The sequence below is a fragment of the Pseudomonas sp. FW305-28 genome (genome assembly GCF_017351395.1).
In the GTDB taxonomy this organism is placed as follows: domain Bacteria; phylum Pseudomonadota; class Gammaproteobacteria; order Pseudomonadales; family Pseudomonadaceae; genus Aquipseudomonas; species Aquipseudomonas fluorescens_AA.
In genome coordinates this window covers 69,035-85,020 of sequence record NZ_JACNDD010000002.1, presented here as the reverse complement: position 1 = coordinate 85,020, position 15,986 = coordinate 69,035, and the positions used below count along the sequence as shown (strand labels likewise).

Genomic DNA, 15,986 nt, shown 5'->3' with positions numbered 1-15,986 from the left:
GGAGAGTCCTATACTCAAGGGCGTCCAGTTACGGCGACAGACACGCCGGAATAAGGAGCCTGCCATGAATGACACCCAACGACTCGCCGCGTTACGTATCGTTTTAATCGTTGTGGGGCTGATCGCCGTGTTCGCGATCTGGCCACTGATGATCCTGTGGCCGTCCGGTTGGACTTGGCACAGCGGCCATTCCGACTATCCGCTGATGATTGTCGGTCTCTACGCCACCCTGGGCGTATTCCTGCTGAGGGCTTCCCGTGATCCGATGAGGCACTTGAGCCTGATCTGGTTCACCGTATGGTCGAGCGTCGTGCACGGCGCGATCATGGCCGTGCAGTCCTTTGGTGTCGGTATGGACGGGATGAGCCATTACGGCCATCTGCTCGGCGACGTACCCGCGCTGTTCGTCGTCGCGGCGGCGCTGGCGTTCTTCACGCCTCGGGGTGAGAAGGCGCGTTTATTGGCGGGCTGATCCTTGCGTTGCGGCGTGCCTGAAAGCCCTGTGGATGATCTCTTCAGGGCTTTTCCATTTGGGTGGTCATCCCGATTTTTCTCAGCGGTGCCCTGGGAGTTGTCGCTTAAAGCCGCTCGGTGTCGTCACCTTTCGCTACGATTCTGCCCTCATCGAGTTTGCCGAGAAGTGCTTATCATCCAAGGGAGGAGTTTGGTTGTCATTTGACAACCTTGCAGGTCATGCGAATACTGGAGACCACTGATGATTCGTCCCTCGCATCCGAAAAAGGAAGTCGAAGAAGCGTTGAGACATGCCGAAGCGTTGGGGTGGCGCGTAGAAGTCGGCGGCAGCCACGCCTGGGGGCGGACTTATTGTCCATACAACGACGAGGAGTGCCGCTGTGGTGAGTTCTGCATCACATCGATATGGAGCACACCGAAGAACCCTGGCAATCATGCGCGAGCATTGCGACGCGTCGTGGACAATTGCACCACGCATCGCAATAGGTGTGGCGCTGATGACGCTGCTGAGGAATAGAACGATGGAATATACCTTTACCTTGAAATATCAGCTTGCTGACGATGACTGTGCCTCGGATGAGCTGGTCGAGCGGCTGGGTGAAGCTGGCTGTGACGATGCCCTGGTCGGCATTGGGCAGCCGGGGCGGCTGGCGCTTGAGTTCACTCGCGAGGCTCCCGATGCGGTCAAGGCCGTGTTTAGCGCTCTGAGCGACGTCCGCCGCGCGGTGCCGTCGGCCAAACTGATCGAGGTTGCCCCTGACCTGGTGGGCCTGACCGACGTAGCTGAGATCGTAGGTGTCTCTCGGCAGAACATGCGCAAGCTGATGTTGGCTCATCCGAGCAGCTTCCCGACGCCGGTGCACGAGGGAAGTGCGTCTATCTGGCACTTGGCGGACGTTCTGACCTGGCTGCAGGCAAAGGGCAGCTATTCGCTTACCAAGAGCGTGCTGGACGTGGCCCTGGTGGCCTCCCAGGTCAACGTTGCGAAAGAGGGCCGACGGTTACCGAGCCTGGCTGCCAAAGAGTTGGAAGCTTTGGTTGGGTAAGGATTCCGACAACATGGACGTGTCCAGGCTTTGAACAAGCCTGAGTAAGGGATTATATGGTTTTTATCAACGTGCGCGGTGAAGACAAGACTCGGCAGATCAGCGACTGGACAATCAAGAGTGACAGGAACGGTAGACTTTTGTTGATTTGCCACTTTCCTTCCGGCAAGAGCTTCCCAAGTCCGCTTGAAGACTGTGAGGTCGTTCCAACCCGAGTAGTGAGTGACAAGCTTCTGCGTAAGAAGGGCAGCGCGGTGCTCAGTCCAATTGAGAAGGCCGTGATCTACGGTGAGAAATATGCCGTCGTTCAGTATTCCGGGAAGACGACAAATTACGTGTTCAAGCTGGATGCTATCGAGCTTGTCGCACCGACGAAGATGAAGGAAGAGTCGCTCTTTCATTATTTCCTTTCCGTGGCCAGTGCCCGAGTCGATCATGCCACGAAACCAGTGGATAAGCTGATCGCCGAGAATGTGCTGCGCCAGTTGAACTCAATACTTCCGTGTGCAGACACGGCATTGCACGCTTACTGCATCGGGAAGAATGAACGGCAGGTACAAGCGGGGAATTTCGTCTTTCCTTTCGGCATCAATGAAAGTCAGCTTCATGCCGTCGAGCAGGCCTTCACCTCACAGATCAGTTTGATCGAAGGGCCGCCCGGCACTGGCAAGACCCAGACCATTCTGAACATCCTCGCCAATATCCTGTTACGTGAGAGTACGGTGGCGGTGGTGTCCAATAACAATTCAGCTGTGGCGAATGTCTGCGAAAAACTGCGCAAGTCCGGGCTCGATTACCTAGTTGCCGAATTGGGCAGCACCGAAAATCGCGAGGCATTTTTCGCCAATCCACGTCCCCGTCCCTCGGTGACTCCCGAAGCCGCGCCTTCGATGGATCGGATCCAGATTGTTCTGCAACAGCTCAAGGGCTATCTGGGTACCCGCAATGCGGTGGCGCAGTTGCAGCTCGAAATCAATGAGCTGGAAGTGGAGCGCCGCTATCTGCAGCAATGGCAACAGGATAACGGCGTACAGATTCCGCCCTTGGACAGGTACAAGCTGACCCCGCAGAAGTCTGCGGACCTGATGGCCTATCTGACCCACCTGGGAGGCAGTCGCGTCAGGGTCAAGGACAGAATCGAACTGCTGTTCAACTTCAGGATTCTGCGTACCCGGCCGTTCGATAACTGGGAAAAGCGCCAGTCAATGTTCTATGGCCTACAACTCCATTTTTACGACAAGGCGCTGCAGGAAAAGAATGCACTGTTGGAAACTCATCAGCAGGCGTTGCGACTCGGCAATTACCAGGCACTGCTGGATGAGTTGACCAGCGCTTCGATGAAATACCTCAAGCAGCATCTGCACCAACAGGTGCCGCCACCCGCACCCTTCGAAGCCAAGACCTACAAGCGTAGATTCGATGAGTTCGTGACGCGCTATCCGATCATTTCCAGCAGTACACATTCGATCATCAACTCGCTTCCAGCCGGGACGATGCTCGACTATGTGATCATCGATGAGGCCTCGCAGCAGGACATCGTTCCGGGAATATTGGCGTTAGGCTGCGCGAAGCAACTGATCATCGTTGGCGACAGGAAACAGTTGGCGCATATCCCGGCACGGCTGGGGCTGGCCGCGCCCCAGGACAGGGAGCACTACGATTGCGAGACATTCAGCCTGCTCGATTCGTGTATCCGTGTATTCAACGGCTCCATTCCGACGACGCTACTCAAGGAACACTATCGCTGCCACCCGCAAATCATTCAGTTTTGTAACCAGCAGTTCTATGACGACCAGTTGGTCCCGATGACGAAGGACAGAGGCGAAAAGCCTCTGTCGTTGCTGGTGACAGCCAAGGGAAATCACACGCGAAAGACCACGAACCTGCGGGAGCTGGATTCATTGCTGGCGACGCTTGCCGGTGAAGGCGAAAGTGCCTGGACAGGCAAGGATGGGAGGGGATTCATCGCGCCTTTCCGGGCACAGGCCACACTTTCCGGGACGCTTTTACCGGGCGATTTCATCAATGACACCGTGCATAAGTTCCAAGGCCGCGAGTGCGACGAAATTGTCTTCTCCACGGTATTGGACAAAAAGAGCATCACCCCGAAGTTCCTGGCGTTCGTTGATGATCCGCGCATGGTCAATGTGGCAGTGTCTCGGGCCAAGAACGGCTTTACGTTGGTCACGGGAGATGATGTCTTCACAGCGAACAATGGGCATATTGCGGCGCTGGTGCGCTATATCGAGTATTACGCGGAGGACAGGCAGGTGCATCGCGCGCCAGTGATCTCGGCCTTCGATCTGCTGTACGCGGAGTACGATCAATCGCTCGAACGCCTCGATAAACGGCTGCGGCGGGAAGATTCCGATTACAAGTCAGAGCGGATCGTGGCGCAGATCCTGCGTGAGACGCTGGAGCAGGAAGTCTGCCGAGGGCTCATGTTCCACTCGCAGATACCGCTGAAGCAAGTGGCCCCGAGCACCAATGCGAGACTGGTCCCGCGGGAGCTGGACTTCATGAACAACGGCTCCAGTTGTGATTTCGTACTCTATTTCAAGGTTGGGAAAACACCGCTGGGGGTGATAGAGGTCGACGGAGGCAGTCATGACACGCCGGAACAGGCGAAGCTCGATGCCTTGAAAGACAGTATTTTGGGCAAGTGCGGTATCCCTTTGCTGCGCTTGCGAACCGTTGAAAGTCGTATTGAAGAGCGGGTGGCGGCATTTGTGACGCAGTGGGCAACCGGTGTCCTAAAGGACGCAGCGGGATAAATCGAGCTGCCGGGCGCTTGAGGCCCTCCTTGCCTCCACGACAACGGCGAGTGCCGCGACAATCCTTCACTTAATATTTCTCAATTGCGGGTGTATCGTATTCGCCTTTTGCGGGCCCAACGGTTCGCGCGGATTCAATAGGTGGTTGCGTTCATGTCCTTTACCCGTCGCCAAATACTCGGTGGCCTGGCCGGTCTTGTTGTCGTTGGTGTGGGTGCAGGCGGTGCGTCGCGGTACTGGCTGGGCAAGCGGGCCGACGCCGAGGCCGGTCACGACTATGAACTGATCGCGGCGCCCCTGGACGTGGAACTGGTGGCCGGGCACAAGACCCAGGCCTGGGCGTTCGGCCCCTCGGCGCCGGGCACCGAGCTGCGGGTGCGCCAGGGCGAATGGTTGCGGGTGCGCTTCATCAACCACCTGCCGGTCGCCACCACCATTCACTGGCACGGGATCCGTTTGCCGTTGGAGATGGACGGCGTGCCGTATGTCTCGCAACTGCCGGTGCTGCCGGGCGAATATTTCGACTACAAATTCCGCGTGCCGGACGCCGGCAGTTACTGGTACCACCCCCACGTCAACAGCAGCGAAGAACTGGGACGTGGGCTGGTGGGACCGTTGATCGTCGAGGAACGTGAGCCGACCGGATTCAAGTATGAACAGACCCTGAGCCTCAAGAGCTGGCATGTGGACGAGCAAGGCCAGTTCGTGGCGTTCAGCATTCCCCGTGAGGCGGCGCGTGGTGGCACGGCCGGGCGGCTGGCGACCATCAACGGTGTGCCGCAGGCGGTGATCGATCTGCCGGCCGGGCAGATCACCCGGGTGCGTTTGCTCAACCTCGACAATACCCTGACTTACCGTATCAACATCCCAGGCGTTGAAGCGCAGATCTATGCGCTGGACGGCAACCCCATCGAACCGCGCCCGCTGGGCAAGGAATACTGGCTGGGCCCGGGCATGCGCATTTGCCTGGCGATCAAGGCGCCGCCGGCCGGTGAAGAATTGTCGTTGCGCAATGGTCCGGTGCGCCTGGGCACCTTGCGTTCGGTGCCCAACAGTGACGCACCGACCCAGTGGCCGCCGGCACTGCCAGCCAACCCGGTGTCCGAGCCGGACCTGGCCAATGCGCAGAAACTCAACTTCAATTTCGAATGGGTCGGCTCGGTGTCGGTCAATGTCGACAACGGCAAGCCGCCAAGCCTGTGGCAGATCAACGGCAAGGCCTGGGACATCACCGACAAGACTTGCGCCGACCGGCCGATCGCCACGCTGAAGAAAGGCCAGAGCTACATTTTCGAATTGAAGAACATGACCCAGTACCAGCACCCGATCCATTTGCACGGCATGAGCTTCAAGGTGATCGCGTCGAACCGGCACAAGGTCGTGCCGTACTTCACTGACACCTACTTGCTGGGCAAGAACGAACGGGCGCAGGTGGCGCTGGTGGCGGATAATCCAGGGGTGTGGATGTTCCACTGCCATGTGATCGACCACATGGAAACCGGCCTGATGGCCGCCATCGAGGTGGCGTGATGCGCCAGATTCGCCCCGCCAGAATCATCGACCGCAGTCGTGACCAGGACTTCATGCGCGAAGCCCTGGCCCTCGCCGCCCAAGGCGCCGCCCTGGGGGAAGTGCCGGTGGGCGCGGTGCTGGTGCAGGACGGCGAGATCATCGGGCGCGGCTTCAACTGCCCGATCAGCGGCCACGATCCCAGCGCCCATGCGGAAATGGTCGCCATCCGCGCCGCTGCCCAGGCGGTGAGCAATTATCGCCTGCCCGGCAGCACCCTGTATGTGACGCTGGAGCCGTGCAGCATGTGCGCAGGCCTCATCGTCCACTCGCGCATCGCCCGGGTCGTCTACGGCGCCCTGGAGCCCAAGGCCGGCATCGTGCAGAGCCAGGGGCAGTTTTTCAGCCAGGGTTTCCTGAACCATCGGGTGATGTTCGAGGGCGGGGTGTTGGCCGAGGAGTGCAGTACGGTGCTGAGTGAGTTCTTCAAGGCCCGAAGAGCCAAGTCTTCAGACTAAACACCGATCCCCTGTGGGAGCAAGGCTTGCCCGCGATGAACGACAACGCGGCCTTGCTATAGACCGCGGTGCTGTCATCGCGGGCAAGCCTTGCTCCCACAGGTTCACTCCCACAGAAGTTCTCACACAGGCGGCTTGGGCGTTTTATTTACGCGCCACAATCACCGCCCGCATCGGCGCCGGCAGCCCCTCGATGGTCTTGCTGTGATCGGCGGGGTCGAGGAAATCACTCAATGACTGATACTTCATCCACTCGGTGCTGCGCTGTTCTTCCACGGTCGTCAGGCTCACGTCCACGCAACGCACGTCGCTGAACCCGGCGCGGCGCAGCCAGCGTTCCAGGGCCGGGACCGACGGCAGGAACCACACGTTGCGCATCTGCGCGTAGCGGTCCTCGGGCACCAGCACCTGGTGTTCGTCGCCTTCGATCACCAGGGTTTCCAGCACCAGTTCGCCGCCCTTGACCAGGCAATCCTTCAGGGCGAGCAAGTGTTCGATCGGCGAGCGGCGATGGTAGAACACGCCCATGGAAAACACCGTGTCGAAGCCTTCCAGTTCCGCTGGCAGGGCCTCGAACGGGAACGGCAAATGCCAGGCGTTGGGCTGCGACAGGTAGCGCTGTACCGCCTGGAACTGGCAGAAGAACAGCCAGTTGGGGTCGACGCCGATCACCGTGTCCGCCCCGGCACCGAGCATGCGCCACATGTAATAACCGTTGCCGCAGCCCACATCGAGGATGCGCTTGCCCGCAAGATCCAGGTGCGGAGCCACCCGCGACCACTTCCAGTCCGAGCGCCATTCGGTGTCCACGTGCACGCCGAACAGGTCGAAAGGCCCTTTGCGCCATGGTGACAGGCCCATCAACGCGGTACGCATTTGCCCACGGGTTTCGTCGGAACAATCGGTGTCGAGGGTCAGGCCATTCAGCAGGTCGACGGTGGTGGGTTGCAAAACCGGCAGCGCATCGAGGGCGTTTTGCCAACGCTCCAGGTCGCCGTGGCCCTTTTCCATCTTGCTGTCGAGTTGCGTCTGCAGCGTCGCGGCCCAATCGGCCAGGGGCGTGCCGGCCAGATGGCGGGCGAGGGGGGACAGATCGATCATGGCAGGGCAATCAACGAGGCGAAGTTAAGACACTGGAACCATGGCACGACTTTCGAGAAGCCGGCCGCCAAGAGGCGCTCGCGGTGCTCTTCGAGGCTGTCGGGCTTCATGACGTTTTCGATGGCGCTGCGTTTCTGGGCAATCTCCAGCTCGCTGTAGCCGTTGGCGCGCTTGAACGCAACGTGCAGGTCGGTGAGCAGGGCGTGTTCCTCTGCATCGTTGAAACGCAATTTTTCCGACAGGATCAGGGCGCCACCCGGCAGCAGGGACTGGCGGATGCGGCTCAACAGTGCGGTGCGCTGGTCCGGCGCGATGAATTGCAGGGTGAAATTCAGTGCTACCACCGAGGCTGGCTGGAACGTCAGGGCGAGGATGTCGCCTTCGATCACTTCCACCGGCAGCAGCTCCTGGAACATCGAGTCCTGGCCATTGAGGTATTCACGGCAGCGCTCGACCATGGCCGCCGAGTTATCCACCGCGATCACCCGGCAACCGTCGGTGCGCACATGACGGCGCAGGGCCTGGGTCACCGCACCCAGGGACGAGCCGAGGTCGTAGAGCACGCTGCCCGGCTGGGCGAATTGCGCGGCGAGCACGCCGAGGTTTTCGACGATGGTCGGGTAACCCGGCACCGAACGCTTGATCATGTCCGGAAACACCCGCACCACGTCCTCGTTGAAGGCGAAGTCCGGCACTTGGGCCAGGGGCTGGGCGAATAGGCGATCGGGGTCTTTGCTCACGGCGGTTCCAGCGGCATGGGTGGTGAAAAGGCCGGCATTTTAACCAAAAAACCAGTGGGAGCGAGCTTTGTGGGAGCAAGGCTTGCCCGCGATAAAGGCACCGCGGTCTATAGCAAGACCGAATTATCGTTCATCGCGGGCAAGCCTTGCTCCCACAGAGCCGTGCCCCACAGAACCTTTGCTCCCATATTGAGCTTTGTTTAGTGTGGCTTTCGGGCGAACGCCGACGCTGTAATGCCCCATTGGCCCAGCCAATAACTGACGATGATCAGGTAAGGCGCGGCATGGAAGGGGTGCACGAACCGGTTGATGCCGATGAGGCTGTCGGAAAACACAAACGCCAGCGCCCCGGTGGCGGCCAGCCACGCCGAACGCTTGGGCACGTCGGTGCCCAGTCGTGCCAACGCCCGCCAGAGCATGGCGCTGATGACCAGGCCGTAGATCACCACCGGCACCAGCAACGGCCCGAGACCGCTCGACACCAGGATTGCCAGGAGCACCGCGCCGATGCCCAAGGCCAGGGCCAAGGGCAGCAGCGCCGGTCGGCGGCAGTCGCTGAGGTAGGCTTTCAGGTAGGCCAGGTGCGCCAGCAGAAACGCCCCAAGGCCGAACACGAACAGGTCCCCCGGCCAGGCCAGCAGCACATCGCCCACCAGCGAGAAAATCAGCCCGAGGCTGATCCAGCGCCGATATTCGCTGGGCGGCGCATCGTGCAGCCAGCCGAGCAGGGCCAGCACCGGCATGGGCTTGACCAGCAGGCACAGCAGCGTGGCATGCATGGCCAGGCCGTACAGGTAGGTGGCCGCACCCATCAGTGCGAGGATCAGCCAACCCACGGTCAGTTCACCGCGATAGCGCAGTCAAAGGTTTCCACGGGCGGCACTTCCGGCGCCCAAGGCTGTTGATAAGTCAGGCGCAAGCGCCCGGTGCCGGCGCTGAACGCCTGGAAGCGCCAGGTCGAAACACCTGCGGCGCCAACGATGCCGGCGTCTTCCGGGTTGCGATAAACCTCCGGCCCCAAGCCCTTTAACACGCCACCGGCCGAATCCTGGATCGCCCAGCGATAACCGGTGCTGGGGTTGCTGGGCAGGCTCAGGATCAGGTTCTGTCCGTTATTGAGCCTTACGGGGCACTGGCTCAGTTTTTCCACGGTCACGTTGTTGCTGGTTTGCGTGGCGCAGGCGCTCAGCAGGGCGAGGCTGAGGGGGACGAACAGGCGAGTGAGGGACATAAGGGCAACGGCTCCGGCATTCACGACGAACGGCGAGCATAACCGAAGATGCTACTGGGTGTGTCAGGTGGGGATGTGTTGTTGCGGATGACGCCATCGCGAGCAAGCTCGCTCCCACAGGGGATTTGTGGTGTTCACAGCATTTGTGATCCACACCAAACCTTGTGGGAGCGAGCTTGCTCGCGATGAGGCCGGTACAGCGGCTATAAAAAACCTCAGAACAACACCTTCGCCACATCCGCAAACCGCTTGGCAAAGTGCACGGTCACACCTTCCTTGAGGTAGTCCGGCAATTCTTCGAAGTTGCCCCGGTTGGCTTCCGGCAGGATCAGTTCGTTGATCTTTTGTCGGCGCGCGGCGATGACCTTCTCGCGTACGCCGCCAATCGGCAGGACGTGCCCGGTGAGGGTCAGTTCGCCGGTCATGGCCACGCCTTTTTTCGGCGGCTGGTTGCGGGCCAGGGACAGCAAGGCACTGGCCATGGTCACGCCGGCGCTCGGGCCGTCCTTGGGTGTGGCGCCTTCCGGTACGTGCAGGTGAACGAAGGCCTCGTCAAAGAACTTCGGATCGCCGCCAAATTGCTTCAGGTGCGAACTGACGTAGCTGTGGGCGATCTCCGCCGACTCCTTCATCACCTCACCCAGTTGCCCGGTCAGCTTGAAACCACGATTGAGGGTGTGGATGCGCGTCGCTTCGATCGGCAAGGTCGCGCCGCCCATGCTGGTCCAGGCCAGGCCGGTAATCACGCCGATGCCGGACAACACCTGTTCGTTGCGGAACACGGGCTTGCCCAAGGAAGCCTCGAGGTCCTTCGGCCCGAGCTTGATCACCGCTTTCGGGTCGTCGATCAGCTTCATCACCGCCTTGCGCACCAGTTTGCCCAGCTGTTTCTCCAACTGTCGCACCCCGGCCTCACGGGCGTAACCGTCGATCAGGGCCTTGAGGGCGCTGTCGTTGATGCTCAGGCTGCCCTTGGACACACCGGCCTTGGCCAGTTGCTTGGGCCACAGGTGCCGTTTGGCGATGGCGACTTTTTCTTCGGTGATGTAGCCCGACAGGCGGATCACTTCCATCCGGTCCAGCAGCGGGCCGGGGATCGAGTCCAGGGTGTTGGCGGTGCACACGAAGAGCACTTTCGACAGATCCAGGCGCAGGTCCAGATAGTGGTCGAGGAATTCGACGTTCTGTTCCGGATCAAGGGTCTCCAGCAACGCCGAGGCCGGGTCGCCTTGGTAGCTCTGGCCCATCTTGTCGATTTCGTCGAGCATGATCACCGGGTTCATCACTTCGACATCCTTGAGCGCCTGCACCAGCTTGCCCGGCTGGGCACCGATGTAGGTGCGTCGATGGCCCTTGATCTCGGCTTCATCGCGCATGCCGCCGACGCTGAAGCGGTAGAACGGCCGGCCCAGGGATTCGGCGATGGACTTGCCGACGCTGGTCTTGCCCACGCCCGGCGGGCCCACCAGCAGCACGATGGAACCGTTGATCTCACCTTTGTAGGCGCCGACGGCGAGGAATTCGAGGATGCGGTCCTTGATGTCGCCCAGGCCGGCGTGGTGCTGGTCGAGCACCTTGCGCGCATGCTTGAGGTCGAGTTTGTCCTGGCCATACACGCCCCATGGCACGGAGGTCGCCCAATCCAGGTAATTGCGGGTGACGGCGTATTCCGGCGAGCCGGTTTCCAGGATGGAGAGTTTGTTCATCTCCTCTTCGATACGCTTCTGTGCCTGGGTCGACAGCACTTTGCCTTCCAGCCGCTGCTCGAATTGTTCGAGGTCGGCGCTGCGGTCGTCCTTGGTCAGCCCCAGTTCCTGCTGGATGACCTTAAGCTGTTCCTTGAGGAAGAACTGGCGCTGGTGTTCGCCGATCTTGTTGTTGACCTCGGCGGAAATCTCTTTCTGCAACCGCGCCACTTCGACTTCCTTGCGCAGCATCGGCAGCACTTTTTCCATGCGCTTGAGCATGGGCACGCAGTCGAGCACTTCCTGCAGCTCATTGCCGGTGGCGGAGGTGAGCGCGGCGGCGAAGTCGGTCAGCGGCGAAGGGTCGTTGGGGCTGAAGCGGTTGAGGTAGTTCTTCAGCTCTTCGCTGTACAGCGGATTGAGCGGCAGCAGTTCCTTGATCGCGTTGATCAGCGCCATGCCGTAGGCCTTGACCTCGTCGGTTGGCTCGCTTGGCTGATGCGGGTACTCGACTTCCACCAGGTACGGGGGGCGATGGTGCTTGAGCCAGGTGCGGATGCGCACGCGGGTCAGGCCCTGGGCGACGAATTGCAGCTTGCCGCCTTCCCGGCTGGCGTGATGGACCTTCACCAGCGTGCCGTACAGCGGCAGTTTCGAGGTGTCGAAATGGCGCGGGTCTTCCTGGGGCGTGTCCATGAAGAACAGCGCCAGGGAGTGATGATCGGACTTGGCCACCAGTTCCAGGGTCTCGGCCCACGGTTCTTCGTTGACGATGACCGGCAACACCTGGGCCGGGAAGAAGGGGCGATTGTGGATGGGGATGATGTAGACCTTGTCCGGCAGGTTCTGGCCGGGCAGCGCCAGGCCGGTGCCGGAGGAAGTGTGTTCGATGTGTTCGGAGTCAGCGTAGTCGTTAGTGGCTTCAGTCGAGTGCTGGTCGCTCATGGGGCACCTGCGCAATGGGGTATGGGTCTTAGATGGGGCAGGTGGGGGGTGGTTTCAATGGTGGGCGATTGTTAACGGTTATTTCATTGGTGGCCGTTCAGGCTGGCGACAGGTTTGCGTGGCGAGGCGCGGAGCCTCGCCACGGGCCCGGCCTAGGCGACCCGGTTCAAGTCGTTGTGGCGCGTTTCCTTCAGGCACAGCACGGCGATGACGCTGAGCAGCGCGGCCGCTGAAACATAGCCTCCGACATAGCTCAAGCCGCCCATCGCCACCAGTTTCTGGGCGAAGAACGGTGCGGCCGAGGCGCCGACGATACCGCCGAGGTTGTAGGCCGCCGAGGCGCCGGTATAGCGCACGTGGGTCGGAAACAGTTCCGGCAGCAAGGCGCCCATGGGAGCGAAGGTCACCCCCATCAGGAACAGCTCGATGCACAGGAACAGCGCCACGCCGCCGGTCGAGCCGTGGGTCAGCAACGGTTCCATGAGGAAACCCGAGGCAATCGCCAGCAGGCCACCGATGATCAATATCGGTTTGCGGCCGTAGCGGTCGCTGGCCCAGGCGGACAACGGCGTAGCGGCGGCCATGAACAGTACGGCAAAGCACAGCAGGCCCAGGAATGTCTCGCGGCTGTAGCCGAGGGTGGATACGCCGTAGCTCAGGGAAAATACCGTCGAGATGTAGAACAGCGCGTAACACACCACCATCGCCGCGGCGCCCAGCAAGGTCGGCGCCCAGTATTGGCTGAACAGCTCGACCAACGGCACCTTGACCCGCTCCTGGCGGGCCATGGCATTGGCGAACACCGGGGTTTCATGGAGCTTGAGCCGCACGTAGAGGCCGACGATCACCAGCACGGCACTGAGCAGGAACGGAATCCGCCAGCCCCAGTCACGAAATTGCTCGTCGTCCAGGCTCATGGCCAGGGTCAGGAACAGTCCGTTGGCCGCCAGGAAGCCGATGGAGGGCCCCAATTGGGGGAACATGCCGAACCAGGCGCGCTTGCCCTTGGGCGCGTTCTCGGTGGCCAGCAGTGCCGCTCCGCCCCATTCACCCCCCAACCCCAGGCCCTGGCCGAAACGCAGCAGGCACAGCAGGATCGGCGCCCAGGCGCCAATGCTGGCGTAGCCGGGCAGCACGCCAATGAGCGTGGTGCACACGCCCATCAGCAGCAGGGAGGCCACCAGCGTCGACTTGCGCCCGATCCGGTCGCCGAAATGGCCGAACAGCGCAGAACCCAGCGGACGGGCGAGGAAGGCGATACCGAACGTCAGGAAAGACGACAGCATCTGTGCCGTGCCTGAGGTTTGTGGAAAGAACACCGGCCCGATCACCAGGGCCGCCGCCGTGGCATAGACGTAGAAGTCGTAGAACTCGATGGCAGTGCCGATGAAACTCGCGGTCGCCACGCGAGTGGCCGAGTTGGTCGGCTGGGCAGGCACAGCTTCGTTGCAGGTAGCGGTCGTCATGCGGTTATCCCTGACAGTCATGTGCTCCGTTGGAGCGATTATTATGGTCGAACGCCCAGGGATGCGGACGGGTATCCCGTCGCTGTTTCGGGTAGGAACAGTCCCAGGGTTGATGCGGATTTTGCCGATGGTCTGGCCGGAACCGACCGGGCGCGGGGTAGGCACGGGGTTCGGGCGGAGCTGGGTAAGCGGGTTGAGTATAGGAAGGGGGCTAACGAATCAACAAGAGAGTCCGCACACATTGCGCAGAACCCCGTGGCGAGGGAGCTTGCTCCCGCTGGGTTGCGAAGCAACCCCAAAGCAGCGACCCCAGCCCGACTAATACACCGCGCTGCCTGGTTCGGCGCCGCTTCGCAACCTAGCGGGAGCAAGCTCCCTCGCCACAAAGGGGTTTAGAGCGCCGTGGGCACCGAACTGTTATGCCACGCCAGCACCTGGCTGACGCGGTTGTCCACGGTCTCGATGATTTCCAGGCGATAACGCCCGATCTTCAGGCAGACCGGGCTTTCGGGGATGGTTTCCAGGGCTTCGGTCACCAGCCCGTTGAGGGTCTTGGGGCCGTCGCAAGGCAGATGCCAGCCCAGGGTCCTGTTCAATTCGCGGATCGACGCCGCGCCATCGATCATCAGGCGGCCATCGGGCTGGGGATGGACGTGGGGGTTGTCGAGGCTGTGCTGACTCTCGAATTCGCCGACGATTTCTTCGAGGATGTCTTCCAGGGTGACGATGCCCAGTACTTCACCGTATTCGTCCACCACCATGCCCAGGCGCCGCTGCTGCTTGTGGAAATTCAGCAGTTGCAGCTGCAACGGTGTGCTTTCGGGCACGAAGTAGGGTTCATGGGAGGCGGCCAGCAGCGCTTCCTTGGTCAGGCTCGCGTCCGCCAGCAGGTGACGGATCTGGCGAGTGTTGAGCACTGCTTCGACCTGGTTGATATCGCTGTGGAACACCGGCAGGCGCGTCCGTCGGTTCAGGCGCAACTGTTCGATGATCTCGCCGATGGGGTCGTCGAGGTTGATCCCATCGACCTCGCTGCGGGGCACGAGGATATCGTTGACGGTGATGTTGTCCAGGGCGTGGATGCCGGAAATCGGATGCAGCCGGCCACTGCCTTGCTCTGACTCTTGCTCGCTGCGCGGTGGCGCGGGCATTTCGTCGTCGCTCTGCTGCACCATGCCGGGCTTGCGGGCAAATGGACGCAGCAACAACTGGCTGGCGCCATTCAACAGCCAGGCAAATGGATAGAGGATCTTCAACGGTATGCCCAGCAAGGTGTTACCCAGTGCCAGCACCGCGTCGGGCTGGCGGGTGGCCAGGGTGCGCGGCAGGTAGTCGGCGAACACCAGCAGGGCGGCGCTGGTGCCGAGCCAGGCGACCCAGGGGCCGTTTTCCAGCCAGGTAAAAATCGCCAGCAAGGTGCCGATGACCACGGCGAGGGCGCGACAGAGGGTATTGCACAGGATCAGGCTGGGCAGCGGGAAGGTCAGTGTCGCCAGTGGTTTGTCACTGGCGCGCGAAGCCGTGCGCTGGGCCAGCAGGTGTTGCTGGGCGGCTTCGATGGCCGTGAACAGGGCCGACCAGAGGATCAGCACCACCAGCACGGCGAACAACGGCGCTACGGGCAACGTATCCATCAGGTCCGTCCGTCAGATATGCAGGATGTATTCACGGACCAGCTTGCTGCCGAAGTACGCCAGCATCAGCAGGCAGAAACCGGCCAGGGTCCAGCGAATCGCTTTGTGCCCACGCCAGCCGAGGCGGTTGCGGCCCCACAGCAGCACGCTGAAGACCACCCACGCCAGGCAGGCCAGCAGGGTCTTGTGTACCAGGTGCTGGGCGAACAGGTTCTCGACGAACAACCAGCCGGAGATCAATGACAGCGACAGCAGGCTCCAGCCGGCCCAGAGGAAACCGAACAACAGGCTTTCCATGGTTTGCAGCGGCGGGAAGTTGCGGATCAGTCCGGAGGGGTGCTTGTTCTTGAGCTGGTGGTCCTGTACCAGCAGCAACAGGGCCTGGAACACGGCGATGGTGAACAGGCCGTAGGCGAGGATCGACAGCAGGATGTGGGCGAGGATGCCCGGCTCTTCGTCGATGATCTGCACGGTGCCCGACGGCGCGAACTGCGCCAGCAACACCGTGGCCAGCCCCAGTGGGAACAGCAGCACCAGCAGGTTTTCCACCGGGATGCGCGAGCAGGCCAGCAACGTCAGGGCGATCACGGCGACGGCGATCAGGCTGGCGGCGTTGAAAAAGTCCAGGCCCAGGCCGATCGGCGTCATCAGGTGGGTATAAAGGCTGGCCGCGTGGCCGAGCACCGCCAGCACGCCAAGCGTGACCAGCAGGCGTTTGTTCGCCTTGGCGCCGGTGGCCAGGCGGGTGCCTTGATAGAGGGTCGCAGCGGCATAAAGGCAAGCGGCGGCGAGGGTGGCAAGCAAGCTGGGTGACAAGGGGAGCATAAATCCTGTTAGGCAAGCCCGAAAGGCGCTGAGTTTGG

At 61.3% G+C, this 15,986-nt stretch carries 14 protein-coding genes; 6 read left to right on the top strand and 8 right to left on the bottom strand.

The window, feature by feature from the left end:
* Positions 1 to 64 precede the first annotated feature (64 nt).
* From J4E53_RS01050 to tadA, 6 genes are all read left to right on the top strand, one after another.
* The gene (locus J4E53_RS01050; RefSeq protein WP_060739070.1) at positions 65 to 472 is read left to right on the top strand and encodes a DUF6632 domain-containing protein; all 408 of its coding nucleotides are present in this window, start codon (positions 65 to 67) and stop codon (positions 470 to 472) included.
* Positions 473 to 715: 243 nt separating this feature from the next.
* On the top strand, positions 716 to 991 hold the full coding sequence (locus J4E53_RS30655) for a hypothetical protein (protein ID WP_103307916.1): 276 nt from the start codon (positions 716 to 718) through the stop codon (positions 989 to 991).
* A gap of 4 nt (positions 992 to 995) precedes the next feature.
* Positions 996 to 1,520: an AlpA family transcriptional regulator gene (locus tag J4E53_RS01045; protein WP_103307915.1), complete on the top strand. Its 525-nt coding sequence runs from the start codon at positions 996 to 998 to the stop codon at positions 1,518 to 1,520.
* A gap of 56 nt (positions 1,521 to 1,576) precedes the next feature.
* Positions 1,577 to 4,294, top strand: a complete 2,718-nt coding sequence (locus J4E53_RS01040; protein ID WP_103307914.1) for an AAA domain-containing protein — start codon at positions 1,577 to 1,579, stop codon at positions 4,292 to 4,294.
* A gap of 153 nt (positions 4,295 to 4,447) precedes the next feature.
* The gene (locus J4E53_RS01035) at positions 4,448 to 5,824 is read left to right on the top strand and encodes a multicopper oxidase family protein (protein ID WP_060739068.1); all 1,377 of its coding nucleotides are present in this window, start codon (positions 4,448 to 4,450) and stop codon (positions 5,822 to 5,824) included.
* Complete coding sequence (gene tadA, locus J4E53_RS01030) at positions 5,824 to 6,321, top strand: tRNA adenosine(34) deaminase TadA (protein WP_060739067.1); 498 nt, start codon at positions 5,824 to 5,826, stop codon at positions 6,319 to 6,321. The genes J4E53_RS01035 and tadA overlap by 1 nt, the downstream gene beginning before the upstream one ends.
* A gap of 144 nt (positions 6,322 to 6,465) precedes the next feature.
* On the opposite strand, the gene cmoB is transcribed toward tadA, so the two are convergent.
* The 8 genes from cmoB to J4E53_RS00990 form a co-directional block, all read right to left on the bottom strand.
* On the bottom strand, positions 6,466 to 7,422 hold the full coding sequence (cmoB, locus tag J4E53_RS01025; protein ID WP_103307913.1) for a tRNA 5-methoxyuridine(34)/uridine 5-oxyacetic acid(34) synthase CmoB: 957 nt from the start codon (positions 7,420 to 7,422) through the stop codon (positions 6,466 to 6,468).
* Positions 7,419 to 8,162: a carboxy-S-adenosyl-L-methionine synthase CmoA gene (cmoA, locus tag J4E53_RS01020; RefSeq protein WP_018611163.1), complete on the bottom strand. Its 744-nt coding sequence runs from the start codon at positions 8,160 to 8,162 to the stop codon at positions 7,419 to 7,421. The genes cmoB and cmoA overlap by 4 nt, the downstream gene beginning before the upstream one ends.
* 200 nt (positions 8,163 to 8,362) lie before the next feature.
* Positions 8,363 to 8,998 carry a lysoplasmalogenase gene (locus J4E53_RS01015; RefSeq protein WP_060739064.1) on the bottom strand — a complete coding sequence of 212 codons (636 nt, stop codon included), beginning with the start codon at positions 8,996 to 8,998 and terminating at the stop codon, positions 8,363 to 8,365.
* Between the two features lie 2 nt (positions 8,999 to 9,000).
* Positions 9,001 to 9,393 carry a protease inhibitor I42 family protein gene (locus tag J4E53_RS01010; RefSeq protein WP_103307912.1) on the bottom strand — a complete coding sequence of 131 codons (393 nt, stop codon included), beginning with the start codon at positions 9,391 to 9,393 and terminating at the stop codon, positions 9,001 to 9,003.
* A gap of 215 nt (positions 9,394 to 9,608) precedes the next feature.
* Entirely contained in the window at positions 9,609 to 12,023 is a 2,415-nt protein-coding gene (gene lon / locus J4E53_RS01005; protein ID WP_103307911.1) for an endopeptidase La, read from the bottom strand.
* A 152-nt stretch (positions 12,024 to 12,175) separates the two neighbouring features.
* Positions 12,176 to 13,489 carry an MFS transporter gene (locus J4E53_RS01000; protein WP_060739061.1) on the bottom strand — a complete coding sequence of 438 codons (1,314 nt, stop codon included), beginning with the start codon at positions 13,487 to 13,489 and terminating at the stop codon, positions 12,176 to 12,178.
* 392 nt (positions 13,490 to 13,881) lie between these two features.
* Positions 13,882 to 15,123: an HlyC/CorC family transporter gene (locus J4E53_RS00995; RefSeq protein WP_060739060.1), complete on the bottom strand. Its 1,242-nt coding sequence runs from the start codon at positions 15,121 to 15,123 to the stop codon at positions 13,882 to 13,884.
* Between the two features lie 12 nt (positions 15,124 to 15,135).
* On the bottom strand, positions 15,136 to 15,948 hold the full coding sequence (locus tag J4E53_RS00990; RefSeq protein WP_060739059.1) for an inner membrane protein YpjD: 813 nt from the start codon (positions 15,946 to 15,948) through the stop codon (positions 15,136 to 15,138).
* Positions 15,949 to 15,986 lie beyond the last annotated feature (38 nt).